The sequence below is a fragment of the candidate division KSB1 bacterium genome (genome assembly GCA_022566355.1).
Classification (GTDB): domain Bacteria; phylum Zhuqueibacterota; class JdFR-76; order JdFR-76; family DREG01; genus JADFJB01.
In genome coordinates, this window is the sequence record JADFJB010000083.1 from 1 (window position 1) to 21,448 (window position 21,448).

Annotated in this window: 21 protein-coding genes and 3 tRNA genes; 6 read left to right on the forward strand and 18 right to left on the reverse strand. The window is 39.2% G+C overall.

Translation table 11 applies throughout. The features are described 5' to 3' along the window. The first annotated feature begins 81 nt into the window (after positions 1–81). Together IIC38_13925 and larC are read left to right on the forward strand one after the other, a co-directional pair. Positions 82–351 carry a (2Fe-2S)-binding protein gene (locus tag IIC38_13925; protein ID MCH8127037.1) on the forward strand — a complete coding sequence of 90 codons (270 nt, stop codon included), beginning with the start codon at positions 82–84 and terminating at the stop codon, positions 349–351. Positions 352–377: 26 nt separating this feature from the next. Continuing rightward, positions 378–1,559, forward strand: a complete 1,182-nt coding sequence (gene larC / locus IIC38_13930) for a nickel pincer cofactor biosynthesis protein LarC (protein MCH8127038.1) — start codon at positions 378–380, stop codon at positions 1,557–1,559. A 6-nt stretch (positions 1,560–1,565) separates the two neighbouring features. Here the strand turns inward: larC and IIC38_13935 are convergent, their stop codons facing one another. The 18 genes from IIC38_13935 to IIC38_14020 all read right to left on the reverse strand — a co-directional run bounded on the left by IIC38_13935 (position 1,566) and on the right by IIC38_14020 (position 14,209). Beyond that, positions 1,566–1,847, reverse strand: coding sequence for a DUF507 family protein (locus tag IIC38_13935; GenBank protein MCH8127039.1), 282 nt, complete (start codon positions 1,845–1,847; stop codon positions 1,566–1,568). A gap of 12 nt (positions 1,848–1,859) precedes the next feature. Continuing rightward, positions 1,860–2,141 carry a DUF507 family protein gene (locus IIC38_13940; GenBank protein ID MCH8127040.1) on the reverse strand — a complete coding sequence of 94 codons (282 nt, stop codon included), beginning with the start codon at positions 2,139–2,141 and terminating at the stop codon, positions 1,860–1,862. A 23-nt stretch (positions 2,142–2,164) separates the two neighbouring features. After that, positions 2,165–2,237: transfer RNA gene (locus tag IIC38_13945), tRNA-Gly, on the reverse strand. 15 nt (positions 2,238–2,252) lie between these two features. Next, a tRNA-Tyr gene (locus IIC38_13950) sits at positions 2,253–2,334 on the reverse strand. Between the two features lie 83 nt (positions 2,335–2,417). Beyond that, positions 2,418–2,490, reverse strand: a tRNA-Thr gene (locus IIC38_13955). Between the two features lie 172 nt (positions 2,491–2,662). Then, positions 2,663–4,102 carry a cysteine--tRNA ligase gene (locus IIC38_13960; GenBank protein MCH8127041.1) on the reverse strand — a complete coding sequence of 480 codons (1,440 nt, stop codon included), beginning with the start codon at positions 4,100–4,102 and terminating at the stop codon, positions 2,663–2,665. Between the two features lie 9 nt (positions 4,103–4,111). Further along, complete coding sequence (locus IIC38_13965) at positions 4,112–5,560, reverse strand: glutamate--tRNA ligase (protein MCH8127042.1); 1,449 nt, start codon at positions 5,558–5,560, stop codon at positions 4,112–4,114. 79 nt (positions 5,561–5,639) lie between these two features. After that, a complete protein-coding gene (locus IIC38_13970; GenBank protein MCH8127043.1) occupies positions 5,640–6,134 on the reverse strand; it encodes a 2-C-methyl-D-erythritol 2,4-cyclodiphosphate synthase in 495 nt (164 codons plus the stop codon). Continuing rightward, positions 6,131–6,817, reverse strand: coding sequence for a 2-C-methyl-D-erythritol 4-phosphate cytidylyltransferase (ispD, locus tag IIC38_13975; protein ID MCH8127044.1), 687 nt, complete (start codon positions 6,815–6,817; stop codon positions 6,131–6,133). Before ispD ends, IIC38_13970 begins: the two co-directional genes overlap by 4 nt. A gap of 20 nt (positions 6,818–6,837) precedes the next feature. Next, on the reverse strand, positions 6,838–7,866 hold the full coding sequence (queA, locus tag IIC38_13980) for a tRNA preQ1(34) S-adenosylmethionine ribosyltransferase-isomerase QueA (protein ID MCH8127045.1): 1,029 nt from the start codon (positions 7,864–7,866) through the stop codon (positions 6,838–6,840). 31 nt (positions 7,867–7,897) lie between these two features. After that, positions 7,898–8,944 (reverse strand): Holliday junction branch migration DNA helicase RuvB, encoded by a 1,047-nt coding sequence (gene ruvB, locus IIC38_13985; GenBank protein MCH8127046.1) that lies wholly within the window; start codon positions 8,942–8,944, stop codon positions 7,898–7,900. Between the two features lie 94 nt (positions 8,945–9,038). After that, complete coding sequence (gene ruvA / locus IIC38_13990; protein ID MCH8127047.1) at positions 9,039–9,632, reverse strand: Holliday junction branch migration protein RuvA; 594 nt, start codon at positions 9,630–9,632, stop codon at positions 9,039–9,041. A 7-nt stretch (positions 9,633–9,639) separates the two neighbouring features. Continuing rightward, positions 9,640–10,113 carry a crossover junction endodeoxyribonuclease RuvC gene (ruvC, locus tag IIC38_13995; protein ID MCH8127048.1) on the reverse strand — a complete coding sequence of 158 codons (474 nt, stop codon included), beginning with the start codon at positions 10,111–10,113 and terminating at the stop codon, positions 9,640–9,642. A gap of 64 nt (positions 10,114–10,177) precedes the next feature. Further along, a complete protein-coding gene (locus tag IIC38_14000; protein ID MCH8127049.1) occupies positions 10,178–10,930 on the reverse strand; it encodes a YebC/PmpR family DNA-binding transcriptional regulator in 753 nt (250 codons plus the stop codon). A 151-nt stretch (positions 10,931–11,081) separates the two neighbouring features. Continuing rightward, positions 11,082–11,591 (reverse strand): SPOR domain-containing protein, encoded by a 510-nt coding sequence (locus tag IIC38_14005; GenBank protein MCH8127050.1) that lies wholly within the window; start codon positions 11,589–11,591, stop codon positions 11,082–11,084. 11 nt (positions 11,592–11,602) lie between these two features. Beyond that, the gene (locus IIC38_14010) at positions 11,603–12,583 is read right to left on the reverse strand and encodes an electron transfer flavoprotein subunit alpha/FixB family protein (GenBank protein ID MCH8127051.1); all 981 of its coding nucleotides are present in this window, start codon (positions 12,581–12,583) and stop codon (positions 11,603–11,605) included. Positions 12,584–12,795: 212 nt separating this feature from the next. Continuing rightward, positions 12,796–13,161: a four helix bundle protein gene (locus IIC38_14015; GenBank protein ID MCH8127052.1), complete on the reverse strand. Its 366-nt coding sequence runs from the start codon at positions 13,159–13,161 to the stop codon at positions 12,796–12,798. Positions 13,162–13,459: 298 nt separating this feature from the next. After that, a complete protein-coding gene (locus IIC38_14020; GenBank protein MCH8127053.1) occupies positions 13,460–14,209 on the reverse strand; it encodes an electron transfer flavoprotein subunit beta/FixA family protein in 750 nt (249 codons plus the stop codon). Positions 14,210–14,618: 409 nt separating this feature from the next. Here IIC38_14020 and IIC38_14025 point away from each other — a divergent pair, with 409 nt between their 5' ends. The 4 genes from IIC38_14025 (at position 14,619) to IIC38_14040 (ending at position 21,432) form a co-directional block, all read left to right on the forward strand. Next, entirely contained in the window at positions 14,619–14,924 is a 306-nt protein-coding gene (locus tag IIC38_14025) for a helix-turn-helix domain-containing protein (GenBank protein ID MCH8127054.1), read from the forward strand. Between the two features lie 264 nt (positions 14,925–15,188). Continuing rightward, positions 15,189–15,818 carry a hypothetical protein gene (locus IIC38_14030; protein MCH8127055.1) on the forward strand — a complete coding sequence of 210 codons (630 nt, stop codon included), beginning with the start codon at positions 15,189–15,191 and terminating at the stop codon, positions 15,816–15,818. Between the two features lie 281 nt (positions 15,819–16,099). Then, positions 16,100–18,619 carry a hypothetical protein gene (locus IIC38_14035; GenBank protein ID MCH8127056.1) on the forward strand — a complete coding sequence of 840 codons (2,520 nt, stop codon included), beginning with the start codon at positions 16,100–16,102 and terminating at the stop codon, positions 18,617–18,619. 545 nt (positions 18,620–19,164) lie between these two features. Further along, entirely contained in the window at positions 19,165–21,432 is a 2,268-nt protein-coding gene (locus tag IIC38_14040; GenBank protein ID MCH8127057.1) for a hypothetical protein, read from the forward strand. The last annotated feature ends 16 nt before the right edge of the window (positions 21,433–21,448 follow it).

The window sequence follows — 21,448 nt, forward strand, 5'->3', positions numbered from 1 at the left end:
GTTGTCCGTTGACAGATGCCATGGATTTTTTTATAATGAGAATTATTCTCAAAAATAGTCTGTCTCTATCCCATTGTGTCTATGAGCGAAGCCCCGGAAGAAGAAATCATCTGTCAATGTTTTCAGGTCTCGGATGTGACCATCAAGGGTTACATAAAATCTCGAAACCTGACTGAGATCGAACATATAACTGATGTCTGCGGTGCCGGAGGAGGATGTCAGTCCTGCCACATGCTTCTGCAACTGTTCATCGACCAGCAACATAAAAAGATCCCCGAAAAAGTTGCAGAATCGAGCAACGGCCATTCCCCAAAACGTGGTATCTTCGGCAAGCTGTTTGCACGATTTTAAGCTCCTTCCAACGGGCAGGATTCCAAATGAAAATCGCTTATTTTGATTGCCGATCCGGAATTAGTGGCGACATGATTCTGGGTGCCCTGATAGATTTGGGAGTGGATTTCAAAGCCATTCAAAAAGGCCTGAAGACCCTGCTGCTGAAAGGTTATCATCTAAAAACCCGCCGCGTGAAACGCGGGGCTGTGGGAGGCACCAAGTTTGATGTGGGGGTCAATCCATCAGCACACACCCATTCCAGAAATATCCGAGACATTCAAAAGATCGTTCAAGGTTCCAAACTTCCCAAACAGGTCATGGCGCGATCGCTGGCAATATTCGAGCGCATAGCGCGGGCAGAAGCCCGGGTGCACCGGATTCGCATTGACAAAGTTCACTTTCACGAAGTTGGCGCGGTCGATTCCATCATCGACGTGGTGGGCGGTGTGTTGGCCTTGGAACTGTTGAGGGTGGACCGGGTTCTGGCTTCGCCGATCAACACGGGAGAGGGCACGGTGGCCTGCGACCATGGCATTTTACCGGTTCCGGCTCCCGCTACTTTGGAGCTTTTAAAAGGTATTCCGTGTTATTCCAGCGGAGTCCCTAAAGAATTAGCCACGCCCACCGGTGTGGCCATGATCGGGTTTTGGGCAGAAAAATTTCAATCCCTGCCCCTCATGACGATTCAAAAAACCGGGTACGGTGCGGGAACCCATATCGTCAAAACCCAGCCTAATTTGTTGCGTATTATTCTGGGGGAAGGAGCGGGCCGGGCTGGGGAACGCGGGACTCTGATTGAAACCAACATTGATGACATGAACCCAGAGTTTTATGAGCATGTCATGGCGATCTTGTTTTCTGCTGGCGCGCTGGACGTGTTTTTCACTCCCATCATCATGAAGAAAAACCGGCCCGCCGTGAAATTGTCGGCCTTGGTTCCTCCGGATCGAAGAGAAGAGGCCGAGCGCATTTTATTGACCGAAACCTCGACCTATGGTGTCCGGAGCTGTGAGATGGACCGCCTGGTATTGGAACGGGAGCAACGCCAGGTCAAAACCCCTTACGGCAAGGTGACCGTGAAAGTAGGCAGACTGGATGGCAATCGGATCCATTTTTCGCCGGAATACGAGGACTGCCGGAAGATCGCCAAATTGAAGGGATTGCCGATTAAAGTTGTTTACGACACGGTTGCCAGGTGCGCCGAGCAGGACCTTGGCGGGGAGTAGGCAGGGCTAGGAGATACCCAACCTGTGCAGGGATTCTTCGTAATGTTTCTGGTACATGATGTCCCATTCGGGAGTGCCTTCCCGCAATTTTTTTTCCTTGTAGGAGGTGATGATTTTGCGGGCTTCCGCATCGGCCTGATCATCGCGTTTTAATTCTTGCGTCATCGCCCGGGTCACTTCCAATCTTACGTCGTTCAGGTCCACCTTGTAATCCATCTCCTCACGATTTTTAAAATCGTTCGCGATCAGACTGCTGATATGGTTTATTTTGTCTCGGCTCAGTTTCATTTGCTTTTTTAGTTAGAGGACGAGTCCGCGTTCCCGGACCAGTTTGGACTTGACCATTTGAAAGACCCGGCCAAAATCCATCATATCGCGTTCATAATCTTTGGTCCGTGCTTCCAATAAAGTTTTGACCTCGTCATTCAGCCGGTCTTCCACCAGCAGGTCTTCCGTGATGATTGCCGAAATGATGGCTTCCAATTTTTCAGGCCGGTCTTCCCAGACGATAAAATCACCTGCAATGAGAGATTTCACCATTTGCTTTGACATGCGCTCGACGAGCTCTTTTTTTATCCGCATAATTTAGTGAGTTTACATATAAGAGCGGGAGACGGGGTTCGAACCCGCGACATACAGCTTGGAAGGCTGCAACTCTACCAACTGAGTTACTCCCGCTTTTTTTAAAAATTGTGGAGAGGGAAGGATTCGAACCTTCGAAGGCTTCGCCAGCAGATTTACAGTCTGCCCCCTTTGACCGCTCGGGAACCTCTCCAACAAATTTTCATTTTAAAAATTAACCAGCCGAATGCAATACTTATGAAAAAAGACAAGCAACGAAGCATTCGGCTTGAATTGAGCCGATGAGAGGACTCGAACCTCCGACCGGCTGATTACAAATCAGCTGCTCTACCAGCTGAGCTACATCGGCGACTAACTTAACTTGGTAATGAATTTGTTTTAAAATTTTCAAAGAACCATACTTCTGCCTAACAGTAACCTCAATATTAGTATAAAATCTGGTAGGCATTCCTTTCCATTTAGACTCATGTCCAAAGGAACCTAAAAATATAATAAATAGAAATGGGATGTCAAGTGAATTTTTAGGTTTTTTCTTTCTTCCAAATACTTTTTTCGGGTTGGTCTTCTATCACATAACCAATGCTAGCAAGTTCCTCGCGTATTTTATCGCTTAAGTCCCAAAGCTTATTTTTTCTCAATTCACTTCGTATTCCGACTAATAAGTCCAATACCTTGGATAATTCTTCCTCCCCACTAGAATCATGTTCATCATTGTCCAATATGGATAAAATTTCATCCACTTCCACAATAAATTCTTTTACGTTTACCAATAACAGCTTTTGATTTTCTGTTAGATTACCCCTGGTAATGATTATATTACATTCTTTTACTAACTCGAAAACCTTACCAATAGCAAGGGCAGTATTAAAATCATCCTCCATTGCCGATATATATTCTTGTTTAATCCGCTCCTGGAAATTTTTGAATTCTTTTTCTTTATTTGTAAGAGATTTTAATTGTAATGAATTCGAATCAATTTCTATACTGTTCAAATTATCGAATAGATTCTGTAATCTTTCCCATCCACGCTGTGCATCTTCCAGGATTTCTTCAGAATAATTAATAGGGCTGCGGTAATGTTTCTGAAGAAAGAAAAGACGTAATACTTGTGGTTTATAGGATTTTAAAATATCTCGAACAATCAAAACATTGCCGATGGATTTTGACATTTTTTTATCGCGAATATTCAAAAAACCATTGTGCAGCCAATACTTAGCAAATTTTACATTTCCACTTCCACAGCTTTGAGCAATTTCATTTTCATGATGTGGAAAAATTAAATCTTCTCCACCTGCATGAATATCAAAATCTTTGCTAAGATATTTCATCGACATGGCTGAGCATTCCAAATGCCAACCAGGACGGCCTTTACCCCAGGGACTATCCCAAGCAGGTTCATCTGGCTTGGCAGCTTTCCAAAGAGCAAAATCAAGTGGATTTTCTTTCCTTTCGTCTATTTCCACTCTAGAACCGGCTTGTAAATCTTCAATATTCTTCCCGCTTAATTTTCCGTAGGATTGAAATTTTTCGATACTGTAGTAAACATCACCATCCAGAACATAGGCAATCCCTTTAGCCACAAGTTCCTGAACTAAAGTTATCATATCATCTAAATGTTCAGTTGCCTTTGGTGAAACATCAGGTAGTTTCACAAGCAATTGATCCAGATCATCGAAATAGGCTTTTGTGAACTCATCAGCTACTTCTTTTGCAGTCCGATTTTCTTTTATAGATCGTTGAATGATTTTGTCATCCACATCTGTGATATTAACCACATACTTAACATCATAACCACGATATTGAAGGAACCTGCGGAAAACATCATAGATGATAAACGGGCGGGCATTTCCGATATGGAAATAATCATAAACCGTAGGACCACAGACATAAAACGAAACTTTACCAGCTTGTAATGGTTCAAATTTTTCTTTTTCCCCGGATAAGGTATTGTATAAATGAATTGCCATTTTTTATGTATTGATCGCTTTTTGTATGAATTGTTTACTTTTTTCTAACCCCAGTAATTCAACAACATTTGGTAACTCCAACCCATGCTCAAGTCCGGTTAATGCCATACGAAAAGGCATCCACAAATCCTTTCCTTTCACTCCTGTTTTTTGCTGAATTGTTTTCATGATTTGCTTAAAAGTTTCGCCACGCCAATCTGTAATATTTTTTGTTTCATTTAAAAACTCGGCAAAGATTTTTTTTGAAGACTCTGATTTCATCAAAGTGTCGTTCTCAAACATTACCTCATCCTGGAAAAATATTGAACATCTCGTTGCTAATTCTTGTAGATAATCTGCCCTGGTGATGACTGCGCCAATACATTTTTTGGCAAATGTTTCGTCTGAAATATCATAGCCTTCCTTTTCAAGAAAGGGGATCGCCATATTCGTTATTTTATCGAATTCTATATTCCGCAGGTACCATCCGTTCATCCAGTTAAATTTCTCCAAATCAAAAATAGCTGCGGATTTTGATAATCTTTCCAGGGTGAACTCTTCAACGAGCCGTTTCATCGAAAGCAACTCATCGCCAGTCGGCGACGACCAACTTAATAAGCTCAGAAAATTCACCAGGGCTTCAGGAAAATAACCTTTCTCACGATATTGTCTAACTTGATTGTCACCATGACGTTTCGACAACTTCGACCGATCAGATCCCAAAATCATTGGAATATGAACAAAATTGGGGGAAGTGTGCCCCAGGGCATTGTGGATTAATATCTGCTTTGGTGTATTGGAAAGATGGTCTTCACCCCGGACGATATGTGAGATTGACATCAATGTATCATCAACCGCTGCGGCGAAATTATAAGTTGCAATTCCAACCGCTCGAAGAATTACAAAATCACTGATGTTATCTCCATCAAAAGTAATAGTTCCTCTTACAATATCGGAAAAGCTTATTTCTTCAGAAGGGACTCTAAAACGGATGACCGGTTTACGTCCTTGTGATTCAAACTGGCGAATTTGTTCTTGAGATAATTGATAACAGGTACCATCGTAATTTACACTCTCGCCTTTAGAAATTGCCAATTCTGATTTTTCCTTAATTTCTTCAGCCGTACAATAGCATTTAAAGGCATTCCCCTGCGCCAATAATTTATTTGCATAATCTTGATAAATCTGTAACCGATCCGATTGTTTGTATGGTCCGAAATCACCCCCAACATCAGGTCCTTCATCCCAATCGAGTCCAAGCCATTTCAGGTCATCTAGAAGTTCTTTATAATATTCTGTGGTAGATCGATCCATGTCGGTATCCTCTACCCGAAGAATAAAACTACCACCGCAATGCCTGGCAAAGAGCCAATTTAAAATTGCAGTACGGGCATTACCCACATGCAAATAGCCAGTCGGGCTGGGTGCAAACCGCACCCGAATATTAATATGATTCTGTGATAGTTCTGACATTGGTTTTATTTTAAATCTCAAAAAATTATTAACTTTCAAGAAACTTGAAGTTTCTCATATAAAATTTGGTTCGTCGCTTTTACGAATCTCTGCCAATATTCAGTGTCTTCACCATGGCAACAGATTGGGCGGCAATACCTTTTCCTTCTCCAATAAAACCAAGCTTCTCATTGGTCGTGGCTTTTATGGAAATTATTGATGATGAAACATCCAGTGCATTCGCTATTTTTGCACACATTTCCGGAATCAAATCACTAATCTTTGGCTGTTCGGCTATAAGTACTGCATCTATATTAATAATACCAAATCCTATTTGGGCCAGTTTATCATTCACATTTTCCAATAATAACAGGCTCGAAATGTCCTTCCACTCAGGATCTGTATTGGGAAAATGTTGACCTATATCACCTAATGCTGCCGCTCCTAACAATGCGTCTGAAATTGCGTGACTTAAAACATCCGCATCAGAATGGCCTTCCAATCCTTTTTCAAAAGGAATAATCACGCCGCCCAAAATTAATGGCCGGCCATAAACCAATCTGTGGACATCATAGCCAATCCCAACCCGTGTCATTGTTTTTTCTCCAGTAAATAACGTGCAAAATCTAAATCTTCCTGTGTGGTTATTTTAATATTCTGCTTCGATCCTTCAATTACCTTAACGGATATGTTCTGCCTTTCAACGATCATTGAATCATCGGTAGCAAAAAAACCATCTTCAAATGCCTTTTTGTAGGCTGAATAAATCAATTGAAAGTCAAAAACCTGTGGTGTCTGGACATTCCATAAATTGCTGCGATCAATCGTTTCCTTAACTTCATGATCATCCACAAGTTTTACGGTCGATGATATAGGTATTGCTGTAATTACTGCTCCATGATTTACACAAAGTCTAACAGAATCCTCGATTAAATCTACTGGAATAAATGGCCTAACACCGTCATGAATGATCACATAATCCGTGCTGTTTACCAGGGATTGTAATCCTGCGAAAACAGACGATTGACGTTCCAGCCCGCCAGCTACTATGTGTTTCACCTTACGAACGCCAAATTCATTAACAATTTCTTCTCGTGTAAATTGGATTTCTTCTTCTTTTACTACTAGAACAATATCATCAACTATTTCACAATTCTCGAATTGAAATAAGGTATAAAAAAGAATCGGCTTAGCGCCGATTCGAATAAATTGTTTAGCTATATTGTTTTGCATTCTCCGGCCACTGCCTGCGGCCGGAATCACAGCAGAAACTTTCAATACTGGTATCTTAAAATCGTTTAAATAATAATCATTGCATCGCCATAACTGTAGAATCGATATTTTTCTTCCATAGCCTTGGCGTATGCTTCAAAAATCATTTCTTTTCCTGCAAATGCAATGACCAGCATGAGTAATGTAGAACCGGGTAAATGGAAATTTGTTATCAAAGAATCAACAATTTTAAAATTGTATGTTGGAAAAATGAATTTATCTGTCCAACCTTTTTCGGATTTAACCTGGCAATCAGATGTTACAGCTGTTTCCAATGCACGAGTTGTTGTGGTTCCCACAGAAATGATCTTGCCTCCATTGGCTTTGGTCTCGTTAATGATACGAGCAGAATCTTCATAAACTTGAAAATATTCGGAATCCATTTTATGTCTAGACAAATCTTCAACCTGGACGGGTCTGAAGCTACCCAGCCCGACATGAAGTACAATTGGTACAATCTTAATACCTTTCTTTTTAATCTTCTCCAGTAATTTTTCCGTAAAATGAAGACCAGCAGTTGGGGCAGCAACTGCTCCACGAACCGATGCATATACTGTTTGATACCTTTCTTTGTCTAACGCTTCCGGTTCTCTTTTAATATAAGGTGGTAAAGGCGATTTGCCCATTTTCTCAACAATTGAGAAAAAATTACCATTATAATTAAACCGAACAACCCTGCCTCCGGAAACAGTATTGTCAATTACATCACAAAACAAATCATCTGTTAAGTGCAGTCGATTCCCTACCCTCACTTTTCTTGCTGGTCTTACCAACACCTCCCACAAACTACTTTCCAATTCGCGAAGGAGAAATATTTCCACTTCTGCATCTGTCTTTTCTTTTGTACCCATCAATCGAGCTGGAAACACTTTGGTTTCATTAATAACTAAACAATCACCTGCTTTTAAATATTCAATAATATTTTTAAAGTGGTAATGTGAAATTGTTTGCTCTTCACGATTGATAACCAGTAATCGAGATTCATCCCTTTTCTTGGTTGGATATTGTGAAATTAATTCTTCAGGTAAATTATAGGTAAATTCTGATAACTTCATATTCTTACTCCAGTTCGAAAAACGACTATAATTAAAATAAGCTTGTTTGTAATGAACGCCCTTGATCCAGGCCGAAATGTTTATATCCTAGAGCTGTAACCTCCCTTCCTCTCGATGTCCTTTTTAAAAGTCCTTCCTTTATAAGGAATGGTTCATAAATTTCCTCTATCGTATCACTTTCTTCACCAACCGAAACGGCCAATGAATTAATTCCTACAGGACCTCCATCAAATTTTTCAATCAATATGGTTAAAATACGTTTGTCCATTTCGTCAAGCCCTTTTTCATCCACATCCAATCTTTCAAGTGAAGATTGAGTGATCTCTTCTGTGATGGAACCATTCCCTTCAATTTGCGCAAAATCCCGAATACGTCGCAAAAGTCGATTTGCAATACGGGGAGTTCCTCTTGCCCGTCGTGAAATTTCCACTGCACTTTCTTCATCCATTTCCACTTTCAATATCTTAGCAGATCGTTTGACAATTAAACAAAGATCATCCGGAGGATAATAATCCAAGCGATTGACGACTCCAAATCGATCGCGTAAAGGTGAAGTCAACAAACCCGCTCGGGTAGTTGCACCGACCAATGTAAAATGAGGCAGAGAAAGCTGTAAATTTCTGGCATTTGCTCCCCTGTCGATTACGATATCTAACCGAAAATCCTCCATCGCCGAGTACATGTATTCTTCCACGACCGGATTTAAGCGATGGATTTCATCAATAAAAAACACATCTCGTTCATTTAAATTGGTAAGAATACCCGCTAAATCACCTGCTTTTTCCAATGCCGGACCTGAGGTTAATTTAATGTCCACTTCCATTTCTCTGGCCATGATATGCGCTAAAGTAGTTTTGCCCAAACCCGGAGGACCATAAAATAACACATGATCCAGTGATTCACCACGTGCTTTGGCCGCTTCAATAAACACTGAGAGGTTTTCTTTCATCTTTTTTTGACCCACAAATTCGGAGAATCGGCCTGGTCGAAGAGACAAGTCAAACTCTAACTCTCCTAATTGCCTCTCGGGAGATGTTGTGGATTCACGGTGTTTTTCTTTAGTGATATTTTCTGTCATTTGTTAATCTATTCTAGGTTTTCAAGGTCAGCTAAATCCTGGTATCTTCCAATTGCTTTTTTAAAATGTAACCAGTCTTTTTTCATGCTTCTACTCACTTAGTTTTTTGCAAAGCCAACTTCACCACATTTTCGAGAGATAGTTCGTCTCCATTTGAATTAAGAACCGAACCTACCATTTTTGATGCTTCAATCTCTCGATAGCCTAACGAAACCAAAGCCGCAGCGGCTTTCTCTCCCAATTTCAATTCACTATCACTTTTAAATGAAATACCGGCATCCTTTGCTTTCGAAAATTTATCCCGCAATTCAGTTACCAGTCGTTGAGCCATTTTATTTCCAACCCCAGGCACCTGGGTTAACAATGCATGATTTTGTGTGATCATTGCTTGTGTAAAATTATCAACTGAAATTTTTGACAAAATCCCTTGCGCTAGTTTCGGACCTACTCCTGATACGGAAATCAATTTCAAAAACAGGCTTTTCTGCTTCTCATCGCTAAAACCATAAAGCTGCAAAATATCTTCACGGACATGAACATAGGTCAATAACTTTACCTGCTCATGGAGTTGGCCGATGCTTTCATAGGTGGATATGGGAATATCAAACTCGTAGCCGACGCCATTCACATCAAGAACTACTTTGGTCGGATTTTTAACAGTCAATTTTCCCTGGATATAGGCAAACATAATAATACTAATTCTTCCTGTTAGATCGGTGACAATGGCAAATTACGACTGCTAATGCATCAGATATATCATAACCAAATGAATCCGACTCCAAATGAATTTGGGTGCATACCATTTTTTTTACCTGCTCTTTGGATGCGTTGCCATAACCAGTAACTGCCATTTTGATTTCTCTTGGGCTATATTCCGAAACCGGTAAATTGTCCTTTGCAGCTGCCACTAAAGCTGCACCCCTGGCATGTCCCATCAACAAAGCGATTTTCGGATTTGCAGCGTAAAATACTTCTTCAACTGCAACTTCATCGGGCGCATACTCTTTTATCAGTTCAACAACTTTTTGAAAAATAATTGCTAAACGCTCAGATAATTTCTGTGTAGTTTTCGTTTTAATCTCACCTAAATTAAGTGAGAAATATTGATTCTTATGAAATTGAACCAAAGCGAAACCAGTCGAGGAAAGACTTGGATCTATACCCAACACTATCAAAGTTTAACTCCCAAGGTATTATTATTAATAAAAACATGAAAAACATGGACTGGGCTAATCAGGTTTGTTCCAGTTCTTCTATATATTTTTCATCGATATCGAAATTTGAATAAACATTTTGCACATCCTCATGATCATCCAAGGCATCCATCAATTTGAGCATCTGCCCAGCTTGATTACCTTCAATCTTGACGAAATTTTGCGGATACAATGTAATCTCGGCGGATTCAACAGGGAATGAGGCTGCTTCCAAAGCTTTTTCGGTTTCTTCAAGACGATCCGGGGAGGTTATGATTTCAAAATAATTATCTTCATTTTTTATATCTTCCGCGCCGCCATCTAACGCTGCCATTAAGACCTCATCTTCTTGTAAACTTTCCGCCGAAACTTGAATAATACCCTTTTTTTCGAAAATCCATGCAACACTCCCGGATTCTCCAAGGTTACCATGATATTTACCAAGAAGATGTCTTAGTTCTGCAACTGTTCGGTTTTTGTTGTCGGTTAAAATTTGAATAAATAATGCAGCACCGCCAGGCCCATAGCCCTCGTAAGTTGCTTCCTCGTAAACCACTCCAGGCAATTCACCGGTTCCACGCTTGATGGCTTTTTCTACATTGGCTTGCGGCATATTTGCACCGCGGGCTGAGGCAATGGCAGTCCGCAAACGTGAATTTGCTGCTTCATCACCTCCACCAATCTTTGCGGAGATGGTAATTTCTTTGATAAGACGCGTAAAAATTTTTCCCCGCACAGCATCTGTTTTAGCCTTTTTATGCTTAATTGAACTCCATTTGCTGTGTCCCGACATTAAACCTCCGCAATTTTTCCAAATTCTAAATGTAATATAAAATTTACCCCAGACCAAGTAAAAATTGCTTTGTTACCTGCTGATATAAACTTAATCACAGATAAATTACTTTGAACCTAGACTTTTATAAGGTAAGATTTTTGTGGAATACCTAAGGAGATTTACTTTTTTTTTCGATTATTGTTCGAATAATCCAGGCATCACCATATCCTAGACTTACTGCCTTTTTTTGCAGAGCTTCAGCGTCGTGGCGATGCTCGAAATCACCTACTCTAATTTTATAATATGGAGTTTCAAATTCCAAATAGACATTCGCATCTTCAAACTGTAGCATCGCCTCTCGCACAATTTCTGAGGCATCTTCCTGATTGGTCATTGATCCGACCTGAATCCTGAATCCTGGTACTTTTATGATTTCTTCTTCAACAGAAGGATTCTGGTTATTTTCCCCGGGATTCAGATAACGCTCGGCTCCAGAGGCTTTTTGTTCTTTACCAAATTTTGGCTCGACAACATATTCAATATCTCCCAAAGTGGCCGGATCAAAATCTTCGACAATGCCGGTATCATTCTTATCTTGTTGCTCATTCTGTTGAACGGCATTTTGGGTAGATGCACATCCCCAAAAAATAGATATAAATAAAATGAATAAACTTTTCACAATAGGTTTTCCTAATTTGATTTTAATTTTTTGATTTCTTCCGTTAATTTCGGCACGATCGCAAAAGCATCGCCAACAATGCCATAATCTGCTTTAGAAAATATCGGAGCATCTTTGTCTTTGTTGATCGCTACAATCACTTTTGAAGAAGACATACCTGCCAAATGTTGAATAGCGCCTGAGATACCTACCGCAACATACAAGTTCGGTGAAACCGTTTTTCCGGTTTGACCAACTTGTTCTGAATGGGGACGCCATCCGGCATCGACGACGGCTCGTGAAGATCCCACCGCAGCGCCTAAAGCTTCCGCCAACTCTTCGACAAGATGAAAGTTTTCTGGCCCCTTGAGTCCACGCCCACCCGAAACGATTACATCAGCTTCAGACAATTCCACTTTTTCGCCACCGGTCTTTTTGAATTCTTTGAATATAGTCCTAATCTCACCAGGATCAAAATCTAATTTTTCAACTTCTGCCGCAGTACCAGGATTGGTTTTTTTGGGAGTGAATATGTTTGGACGCAGAGAAGCCAATTGTGGCGAAGCATTAAATCCAACCGTTACAAAAGCTTTTCCGGCATAAACCGGCCGTTCGGCTTGGAGTTTGCCATCAACAATATCCACGGCAGTGCAATCGGTCGCTAATCCGACTGATAATTTAGCTGCAACTCTTGGCGCCAAATCCTTTCCGATAGACGTGGCAGAAAACAACACAATTTCCGGCTTCGCGGTTTCAATAGCTGCTAAAACTGCTTGGGTGTAAGCTTCCGGAATATAGTGGGAACATACATCATTTTCGGCTGCAAAAACCTTCTTCAGTCCATATTCACCAACACTAAATGCATCTTCCGGACAATCAGATCCGATCACTAACCCAAGGGAATCCCTCCCCGATTTATCACCTAATTCTACAGCAGCAGTCGCAACCTCATATGCAGATTTCCGATATTTCCCATCACGTTGTTCTAGAACAGCTAGTACTGAACCTGACATTTAACCTCCAAAATTTAAACACTGAAACAAGAAATCCGAATTTCGAAATCCTAAACAATACCGAAATTATAAATATTAATTTTCAAATCTGAGTCTACTCTAAAAACCGATGCAATCGCTTTTTCCAAAAGCAATGTTACATAAAAACAAATACTTATGAGAGCGATGGAATCGGTATCCCACCTTTTTAGAATGAACTCAAATCTAATTAATTACTTACTCTTTTCTAAAATTGCCCCAAATATTTTCATTAATTCTGTAGACTCTTGAATTAGGTTTTGCCTGGCTTTGTCACTGATTTCACTATTTGTTTCCAATAAGTTTAACCAATATCTGCTTTCTTTAGCTTCTTTTTTGCAAATCTTAATTCTCATCATAAAATCTTTTTTGCCTAATGCTTCATTTGCTTCAATGTAATTTGCTCCAACAGAACCAGTAGATCGAATGAGTTGTTTTGAAATCTCAATATTCTGTAAATTTAATTGAATCTCTTTCGTCAATTGAATTATTTTTTTAGCAAATTGTAACGTTCTTTCCTCTAAATCATATCTCTTTGAAGAACTGATAATAGCCCCCATTGTGTTTTATTTATGTTCATTGAATCATTCGAATTTGTTTAGAATTTAGAAATTTATACTTAAAATACGAAATCCTAATTCCGAAATCCTAGACAATACCGAATTTACAAATGCTAAATTTTCCAAACTAATTATATTACTGATTTCATTAATTTAATTATTCTCTCCTAAATTGTAATGGATATTTCCTCTAAATCAAATCTCCTTGTAGAACTGATGATAGTCCCATTGTTTGTTATTTTTTTTATTGAATCATTCGAATTTGTTTAGAATTTAGAAATTCGAGATTAGATATTTCTTAAATCACTTTTGCTTCTTCATTTAACAACCGCACCAACTCCGGCACCGCTTCAATGCCTTCACCCACAATTTTTCCCGGCGGCCTCTCAGGTGGATATGCCATTGTTTGAGTAACCAGCTTTACTTCCTCTATATCCACAGATTGGGTTTCGATCGGCTTTTTCTTAGCCATCATGATCCCTTTTAAAGATGCATAACGAGGCTCGTTAATGCCTTTTTCAACCGTCAGCATTGCGGGCAATTGACACTCGACTACTTCAACCCCACCCTCTACTTCACGATGAGCGGTGACTTTACCCTCTTCGATTTCGGCTTTGGCTACATAAGTGATACATGGCACATCCAACAGTGCAGACAGTCTTGGACCAACTTGTTCGTTATAATCGTCGATGGCTTGTTTTCCCATTAAGATCAGATCATATGGCATTTTCTTAAGCGCTTGGGCTAGTGCAAGAGAAACAGCATGCGAATCCAACACTGTATCTTCTGCAACAATATGGATAGCTTTATCCACACCCATGGCCAACACGGAACGAAGTGCGGTAGCAGCGCCTTCGGGTCCCAGGCATAGAGCAGTCACCTCTCCGCCCATTCTTTCCTTGATTTGCAGCGCCTCTTCGATGGCATATTCGTCGAATGGATTCACAATAAATTTCACAGCGGATGCGTCCAGTGTTTTGCCGTCTGCACCTATCTTTACTTTGGTTGTAGAATCCGGTGTTTGCTTAACAAGAATGATAATGTTCACGGTTTAAACTCACTATAGAATTGATAATTGGTCATTGGTCATTGGTCATTGGTCATTGGTCATTGGTCATTGGTCATTGGTCATTGGTCATTGGTCATTGGTCATTGGTCATTGGTAAGAAAATTTATCGGATAAAGAGTTTGAAAGCAAACGTTTTTGGCGACATACCACGGTTATGGTAATTTGAGCTGCATTGACTGCAGCAAGATTGAGTTTAGAGAAACTGGTGGTGCAAGAAAACTCAGATTTGCCATCCCCGGTAAAGGAAAAAGTGGTGGCCTTAGAATCATTTATTATTCAAAGTTAATGAAAGAATATACCTGCTTCTCGTTTATAAAAAATCAAAACAAGAACATTTAACTCCAAAACAACACAAAACCCTTAAATCACTCATAGAGAGGTTAAAGTAATGGACGATAAATTATTTGACCGACTCGTCGAAAGCACCAAGCAAGCTATAGAGATATCCGAAGGTAAAGTGAAAGAGTTTCGTTCTTTTACCTTTGAGTTGCCTGAAGATATAAAGACCATTCGAAATGATAAGTTGCAGATGAGTCAAGAAAAGTTTGCCGCCATGCTTGGCGTTTCTATAAGAACCTTGCAAGAATGGGAACAAGGACGCCGCAAGCCAAGTGGCGCTGCAAAATCCTTACTTAAAATTGCTTCATTTGCACCTGAGGTAGTCCTGAAAGCTCTTACACAATCTACTCGCTAACTATTTAGTTTAATTTGAATTATTCATAAATTTACACCGTTAAGACGCAAAGAAACAAAGAGCAAGACTATAAATGTTTTGGAAACTAAGTACATAAAAAACATAATTATGTGACATATAAAAAATAAACTTAACAACATCAAAAAAGGCATTGTTAAACCTCCCCTGGCCACTCCTTAATATTAAGGAGGGGAAAAACCTCTCAGGTTTTTAAAACCTGAGAGGTTTAATTAGAATTTTTCAGGAAGATTAAGGAGTAGGTCCATGTTCGATGCCGGCACTTTAACATTTCAGGAGTTTGCGATGCTTGAGAAAGTACCACTGGCGACTATTCAAAACGCCGTGTTGGAATTTTTATGCGGCCGTGATGATGTTGTTGTATTTGGAGCTCAAGCTGTCAATGCCTATGTAAAAGAACCACGTATGACACAGAATTTGGACTTGATGTCAATTCGAGCTGCTGAATTAGCTGAAGAACTGAGGGAATATTTATGTGATCGTTTTCATATTGCGGTGCAGGTTCTGAAAGTTGGAAAAGGGCGAGGATATCGATTATTTCAACTTAAAAAACCTAGTAATCGACATTTAGTTGACTTGCAGACTGTAGATTCTTTACCACCAGCTAAACGAATTTCACAAATCCTGGTAATAGCGCCGAAAGAATTAATAGCCCGAAAAGTCATCGCTTATTACAAGCGACGTGGACAACCAAAATCCGGTACTGACTGGCGGGATCTGGCTATGCTGGCGCTCAGGTTTCCCCGTCTCAAGCGCGAAGCCGGACCAGTTTTCGAGCGGCTTCAAGCTTTAAATGACGATCCAAAGGTTTTAATGGTTTGGAATAAATTTGTTAATCAAGAGATCAAAGAACCAAGCATTAACGATGAGTTTTAGGTAGATTGCACTCAAAAATACTTATCAATATCAAAAAAAGGCATAGTCAAACCTCCCCTAACCCCTCCTTGAACAATTGAACAAGGAAGGGAAAAACCTCTCAGGTTTTAAAAACCTGAGAGGTTTAATCACAGCTTTTTCGTGATTATGGTTCGAAGGGTCATTTATTCTCAATTATTTTGCATTAATCAGCCCAAAGCAAAATAACACTTGACCTTAAATAAACATCTACTTATTTTACTGTAAAAATAATATACCCTCAAAAAGCTGGGGTAGTTAATATGGGTACAACCCGAAGTTGGTTTATTTATCTTTTTCTTATTATTTGCACATTGGGGTGTGAATATTTGCCGTTTAATCGTGGGCCGCTGGATGGGCCGTTTAGGTATAAAATGGTAGAAAAAATCTCCAAATCCGGACGAGTTATATTTGAGGACCTGGAAGGGAATAACCAGTACACATACTTTCGTTACCAGGTAGATTTAGACGGCGGGTTCACAATTATTACACTCAATAATGAGGATAATACTAATGATCAGAATAATTTTGATGGTGAGATTAGAGCTATGGAATTCCTTGATTGGAATGAAGATGGGAAAAAAGATATTCTCGTCGTGAATGAAGTAAACGATTCCTGTTATGCAACGATTTACGATAAAGAGGGCAATACTTTAATTGAGAGGTTTTTGTTTGCCGGAAAGCCCAGGTTCGAAAGAAAAAAAAGGCACGAATGGTTGGGAAGGATAAATCAAATTCGGATTACAGATTTAGAGAACGACGGAAAAAAAGAACTTGTTGCTTTCTTATCTGAAACTACTGGGGGTAAACCCCGTGGTGTATTCTGCTACGATCTAAAAACATTGGAGTTAAATTGGAAATACGAAATCGGACCACCATTAATTTCATTTGACATTATTGATGTTGATAATAATGGAACACTAGAAATATTAATGGCTACATCCGCACCTGATAATGGCAATACCGCCAATAATACTGCAGATACTCTTTCCTATGTCATTTTAGTTTCTCACGAAGGTAAAGAGATCTGGAAAAAGCAATATGGAGAAATATTTTCAGCAACTTATGCTGCTGCCTCAGACATAGACAACGATGGATCGATTAACATTCTTGTAGCAAAGGCAAGGGGTGAGACAGAAAAAAATCCGGATATTCGTTTAGAATATGTAAATCCATTAAACGGGGAGCCGTTGGCAAATAAAAAATTTCCATTTTATTCTGAGATAAACTTTGCTCTTTTGCAAACTGACCAAAATTTGGATAAAGAAATTGTTATTTATGATACATCAGGGGAATTGCAACTTCTTGATCATCAATTCAACCTACTAAATCAGAAAAAATTTCCTTCGGGAATTGGCGATTTAAAAAAAGTAGACGATTTAACCGGTGATGGTCTGGATGAATTTGCTCTCGATATTCAAGGACGATGGTTTATTATAAATCACAAACTTCAAATCATAGCCGAAATAGATGGTAATCTACGAATTATTCCAAATTATCCTAATTACGCTCAATACTCCTATTTGCAACCACGCAGAAATTCCACTCCTTTGTTAGTCAATTACAACGAGAATGATCAAATGACTCGTTTTATGTCATTGGAACGAAATCCATATTTTATTTTACAATTAATTGGGCCATGGGTGATTATAGTATTGAGCTTTTCTTTGGTAGTTTTTATAATTTTATGGACTGTTCGAACCACAAATCGCCTGATTATATTGAAGCGAAGTTTTACAGTTGGATTGGCTTTAAACAACAAACCCTGTATTTTTATCAACCGAAAAATGCAAATCGAAAAAGCGAATTCTGCAGCCATACAACTTTTGTCGATTAAGAATAATCCTTTACCAATGCCAGTTTCTTCAATTCCTGATACTGTTGGAAATCTAAAGAGACATCTATTAAACCTGAAATCCAAAGGTTTTATTCGCCAGGAAGAAACAATTCTTGCAACTGAAGCAAGTACCTCAAAACTTAGTTTTATTGCCGAACCGATTGGTCAAAGGGGTCGAAGGTATCCTCATTGGCTAGTCGTTTTCAACCAGAATTCATTGCTAGACTCAAAGGATGCTGTTAACTGGGCTAAAATGGCGCAACGCCTGGCGCATGATATTAAAAACCCACTAACGAGTATTTTACTCACGCAACAAAGGCTGCAAAAAGAATATAGAAATGAAGATACAGATAAAATAGAGAGATATGATAAATACTCCAACCGTATTGTTGAACGGATAGAAGATTTACGCAAACTGAGCCGTAATTTTATGAAATTTGTCAATGTTGAAAAAATCAACTCCCAGCCGACAAATATCAATCACTTCCTGGAAAAGATTTTTTCCAACTCAACAATCGATTTACCCAAAGATATTCAGTTGCAAAAAAATCTCGGCGTAGATCTTCCTGTTATCCATGTGGATCAGGAGCTCATCCATTCGGTCATTGAAAACCTGGTCAGCAACGCTGTCAATGCCATGCCGAATGGCGGTACATTAACCATTTCCACTAACTTTGTCGCACAATTACAGCCTGGCGGTTCGGAGCAACCTCCAAATGATTACCTCGTCATTGAAGTTTCGGATATTGGAATCGGTATTCCTGATGATATGAAAGATCAGTTATTTAAACCCTTCGTTACTTCAACTAAACAAGGAACAGGATTGGGACTTACTATTGTTAGAAAGATTATCGATGACCATAAAGGTTTCATTGAAGTGAGTAGTGAAAAAGGGGTTGGGACGACGTTTACAATTTACCTTCCACTAAATATATTTAGAAACTGACTTTTTTATTCCAAAATCAAAACCATCTTACCTTGTAAAAACACAGATACACAATTAATATCCCTCAAAACTGTTACAAAAACCAAACATTCAAATCAATATCTGTTTACTAAAGTAAACATACCCTAATGTTTTTCCTCGCATAATTGACCATCCTCATTTTCACCCAATTTATTAACAGTTTGTTTATATGTGAGTTATATCAAATTATTATTGAGAATAGCAAGATTGGTATAGTCTTTGAGAACAGTTATGCAATTACAAAATAGAGCATCATCAAAAAAATTACAAACACCATACAATGCAATCAATTGTTTAATAAAATCCCAATAAATCCTAATAATTAAATAATTAACCTGGATAATTCATGAATCATGTTTTTAAGCTTAAAACTTCCAATTATGTCATCCTGTAAGGATCTAATTCCATACATATGAAAAAGCAGAATGTTAAGCATGAAAATAGGGTGAAATGATCTTTTCTTGGATAAAAATTATAAGGTTTATGAATAGGTCAGGTTAATAAACAAACGGAGGGCAAATCCAATGGAATCAAATAAAAACAGTAATAAGATTTTTCATCTATTTTTAATAGTTATGTTCTTGTTGTGCCCGACACAACTATTATTATCTCAGCCATTTTTTCAACAAGCCTCTTTCAATTTACCATTTCGAATGTCTTTAGGTGTAATAAGGTCTGCATATGTACCAGCACAGCATGCAATCTATATTTTAGGAGGCTATGAAGATCAAGTTGGATATTCAGATAAAATAATAAAGGTTGATCTCAATTCTGAACAAGTTTCGGTTTTAAGCACACATTTACCATTTGCATTACAATCCGATCTTACTCTTATTCAAGTTGCATATAACAACAACGATGGAAATATTTATTTCTTTAACAAATTTGATGCTTACAGTTTCGATCCACAGACGGAAAACATAAGTCTTATTGGCTCTAATATTTCCCCCGAACAAGTTGTATATGGTATTTCAAAATATGTTTCTAGTCAAAATGCAATCTATTCATTTGGAAATAGAGGTTCTTCGGGTGGAAATTTTACACTTAAATATGATATAACGAATAATACTGTAGATCCATTAACTAATACAATGCAGCCTGGAAATAATACATCTCCGGCTGCAGCTTATTGTCAATCTAGAGATGCAATTTACCTATTTGGGGGCAACCACAGCAGTTTTTCATTTGACATAATTCAAAAATTTGATCCTGTCAGCGAAATCTTTACAACTTTACCTATAACATTACCTATTATTTCAGGAGGAGCAGCAGCTGCAGCAGTTCCAATCGAAAATGCAATCTATGTATTCGGAGGATATGACAACTCCCAAAATTTAGACGATGTATTTAAATTCGATTGTTCCACTGAGACACTTCAAGTAATGCCGGACTTGCCAATAGCTCTTAATTCGATGGGTGTCGAATATGTACCTTCGGAAAATAGAATTTACATACTAGGAGGGACAACGGCTAGGACAGGGGGATATACCCCAGCAACAGATGCTGTATACTATATTCAACTTCAAACACCACCCCCTCCATTAGATACATCAGAAGTTACCATTCAGTGGCAGGAAGCAACTCCTTTTACAGCCCCACATGGTCGTTCATACTCAGAAGTAATTGGACGTAAAATCTATGTACCCTCTGGTGGGAATGCATTTGGTGGTTATAATTTCACAGCTTTATCAATTTATGATGTGGACAGCGATACGTGGTCTTCAGGCCAAAATATTCCTAGCGCGAAGGCAGGAAACTCTGAAACCACAGTTCTTAATGGCAAACTATACCAAGTCGGTGGAGAAGGACCTAATGCTGGCAGATGGTCACCTGAATTTGAGGAATACGATCCATCTTCCAATTCATGGTCATTTAGAGCAAATTGGCAATCTCCACGCCGTGACATTGGAGTGGGCACTATTGGTGATAAAATTTATGTTGTAGGTGGTCATAATAATTATTCCAATATGTCATCTGGGCTGGATATTTATGATTACAGCATGGATTTATGGGGTAATGGGCAAAATTATCCAATCCAAATTGACGGAGCAGCTGTGATTGCCTTTAACGGCAAATTATATTCTTTTGGCGGCCATACAGGTCCAAACCAGGGACAGAGAAATATTACAAATCGAGCCTTTTGTTATGATCCAATTACAGATCAATGGAATGAATTATCTTCAATGCCAATTCCCAGAGCCGAAGCTACAGTTGGTGTATATAATGGAAAAATCTACATACTAGGAGGTGCGATAGAGGAGAATGGACAATTTATGTTTTTACAGGATGATGTATTAGAGTATTCTCCATCTGAAGATCAATATCGCGTTGTTATTACCCAAGGATTTTATCCATTTTCACTTTGGGCTTATGGTAAACATACACCTGTCTTAGACAATGAAATCTTTTTGATAAGTTCATTTGCAAAAAGCCATGAAACTGATCAACTTCATTTTGAACCAAAAGTCCAGCGTGGCCAATTCATTTCACCTAACTCACCACCGACTGCCAACGCCGGCCAAGACTCCACCTACGAATGCACCTCCACCTCAGATACAGATGTCACCCTCAACGCTTCACTTTCATCCGATCCCGACAACGATCCCCTCACCTACACCTGGCGCGAGGACGGGGATATCATCGCAGGGCCAACAACCGATTCAATCTCCGTCGTAGCCCTTGGCTTGGACAGTCACGAAATCGAATTAACTGTGGATGACGGTGCCGGCGGAACAGACACGGATGAAGTACTCATCACAGTGGTGGATATCACTCATCCAGTTATCGCATGAAATGGCGACAATCCGC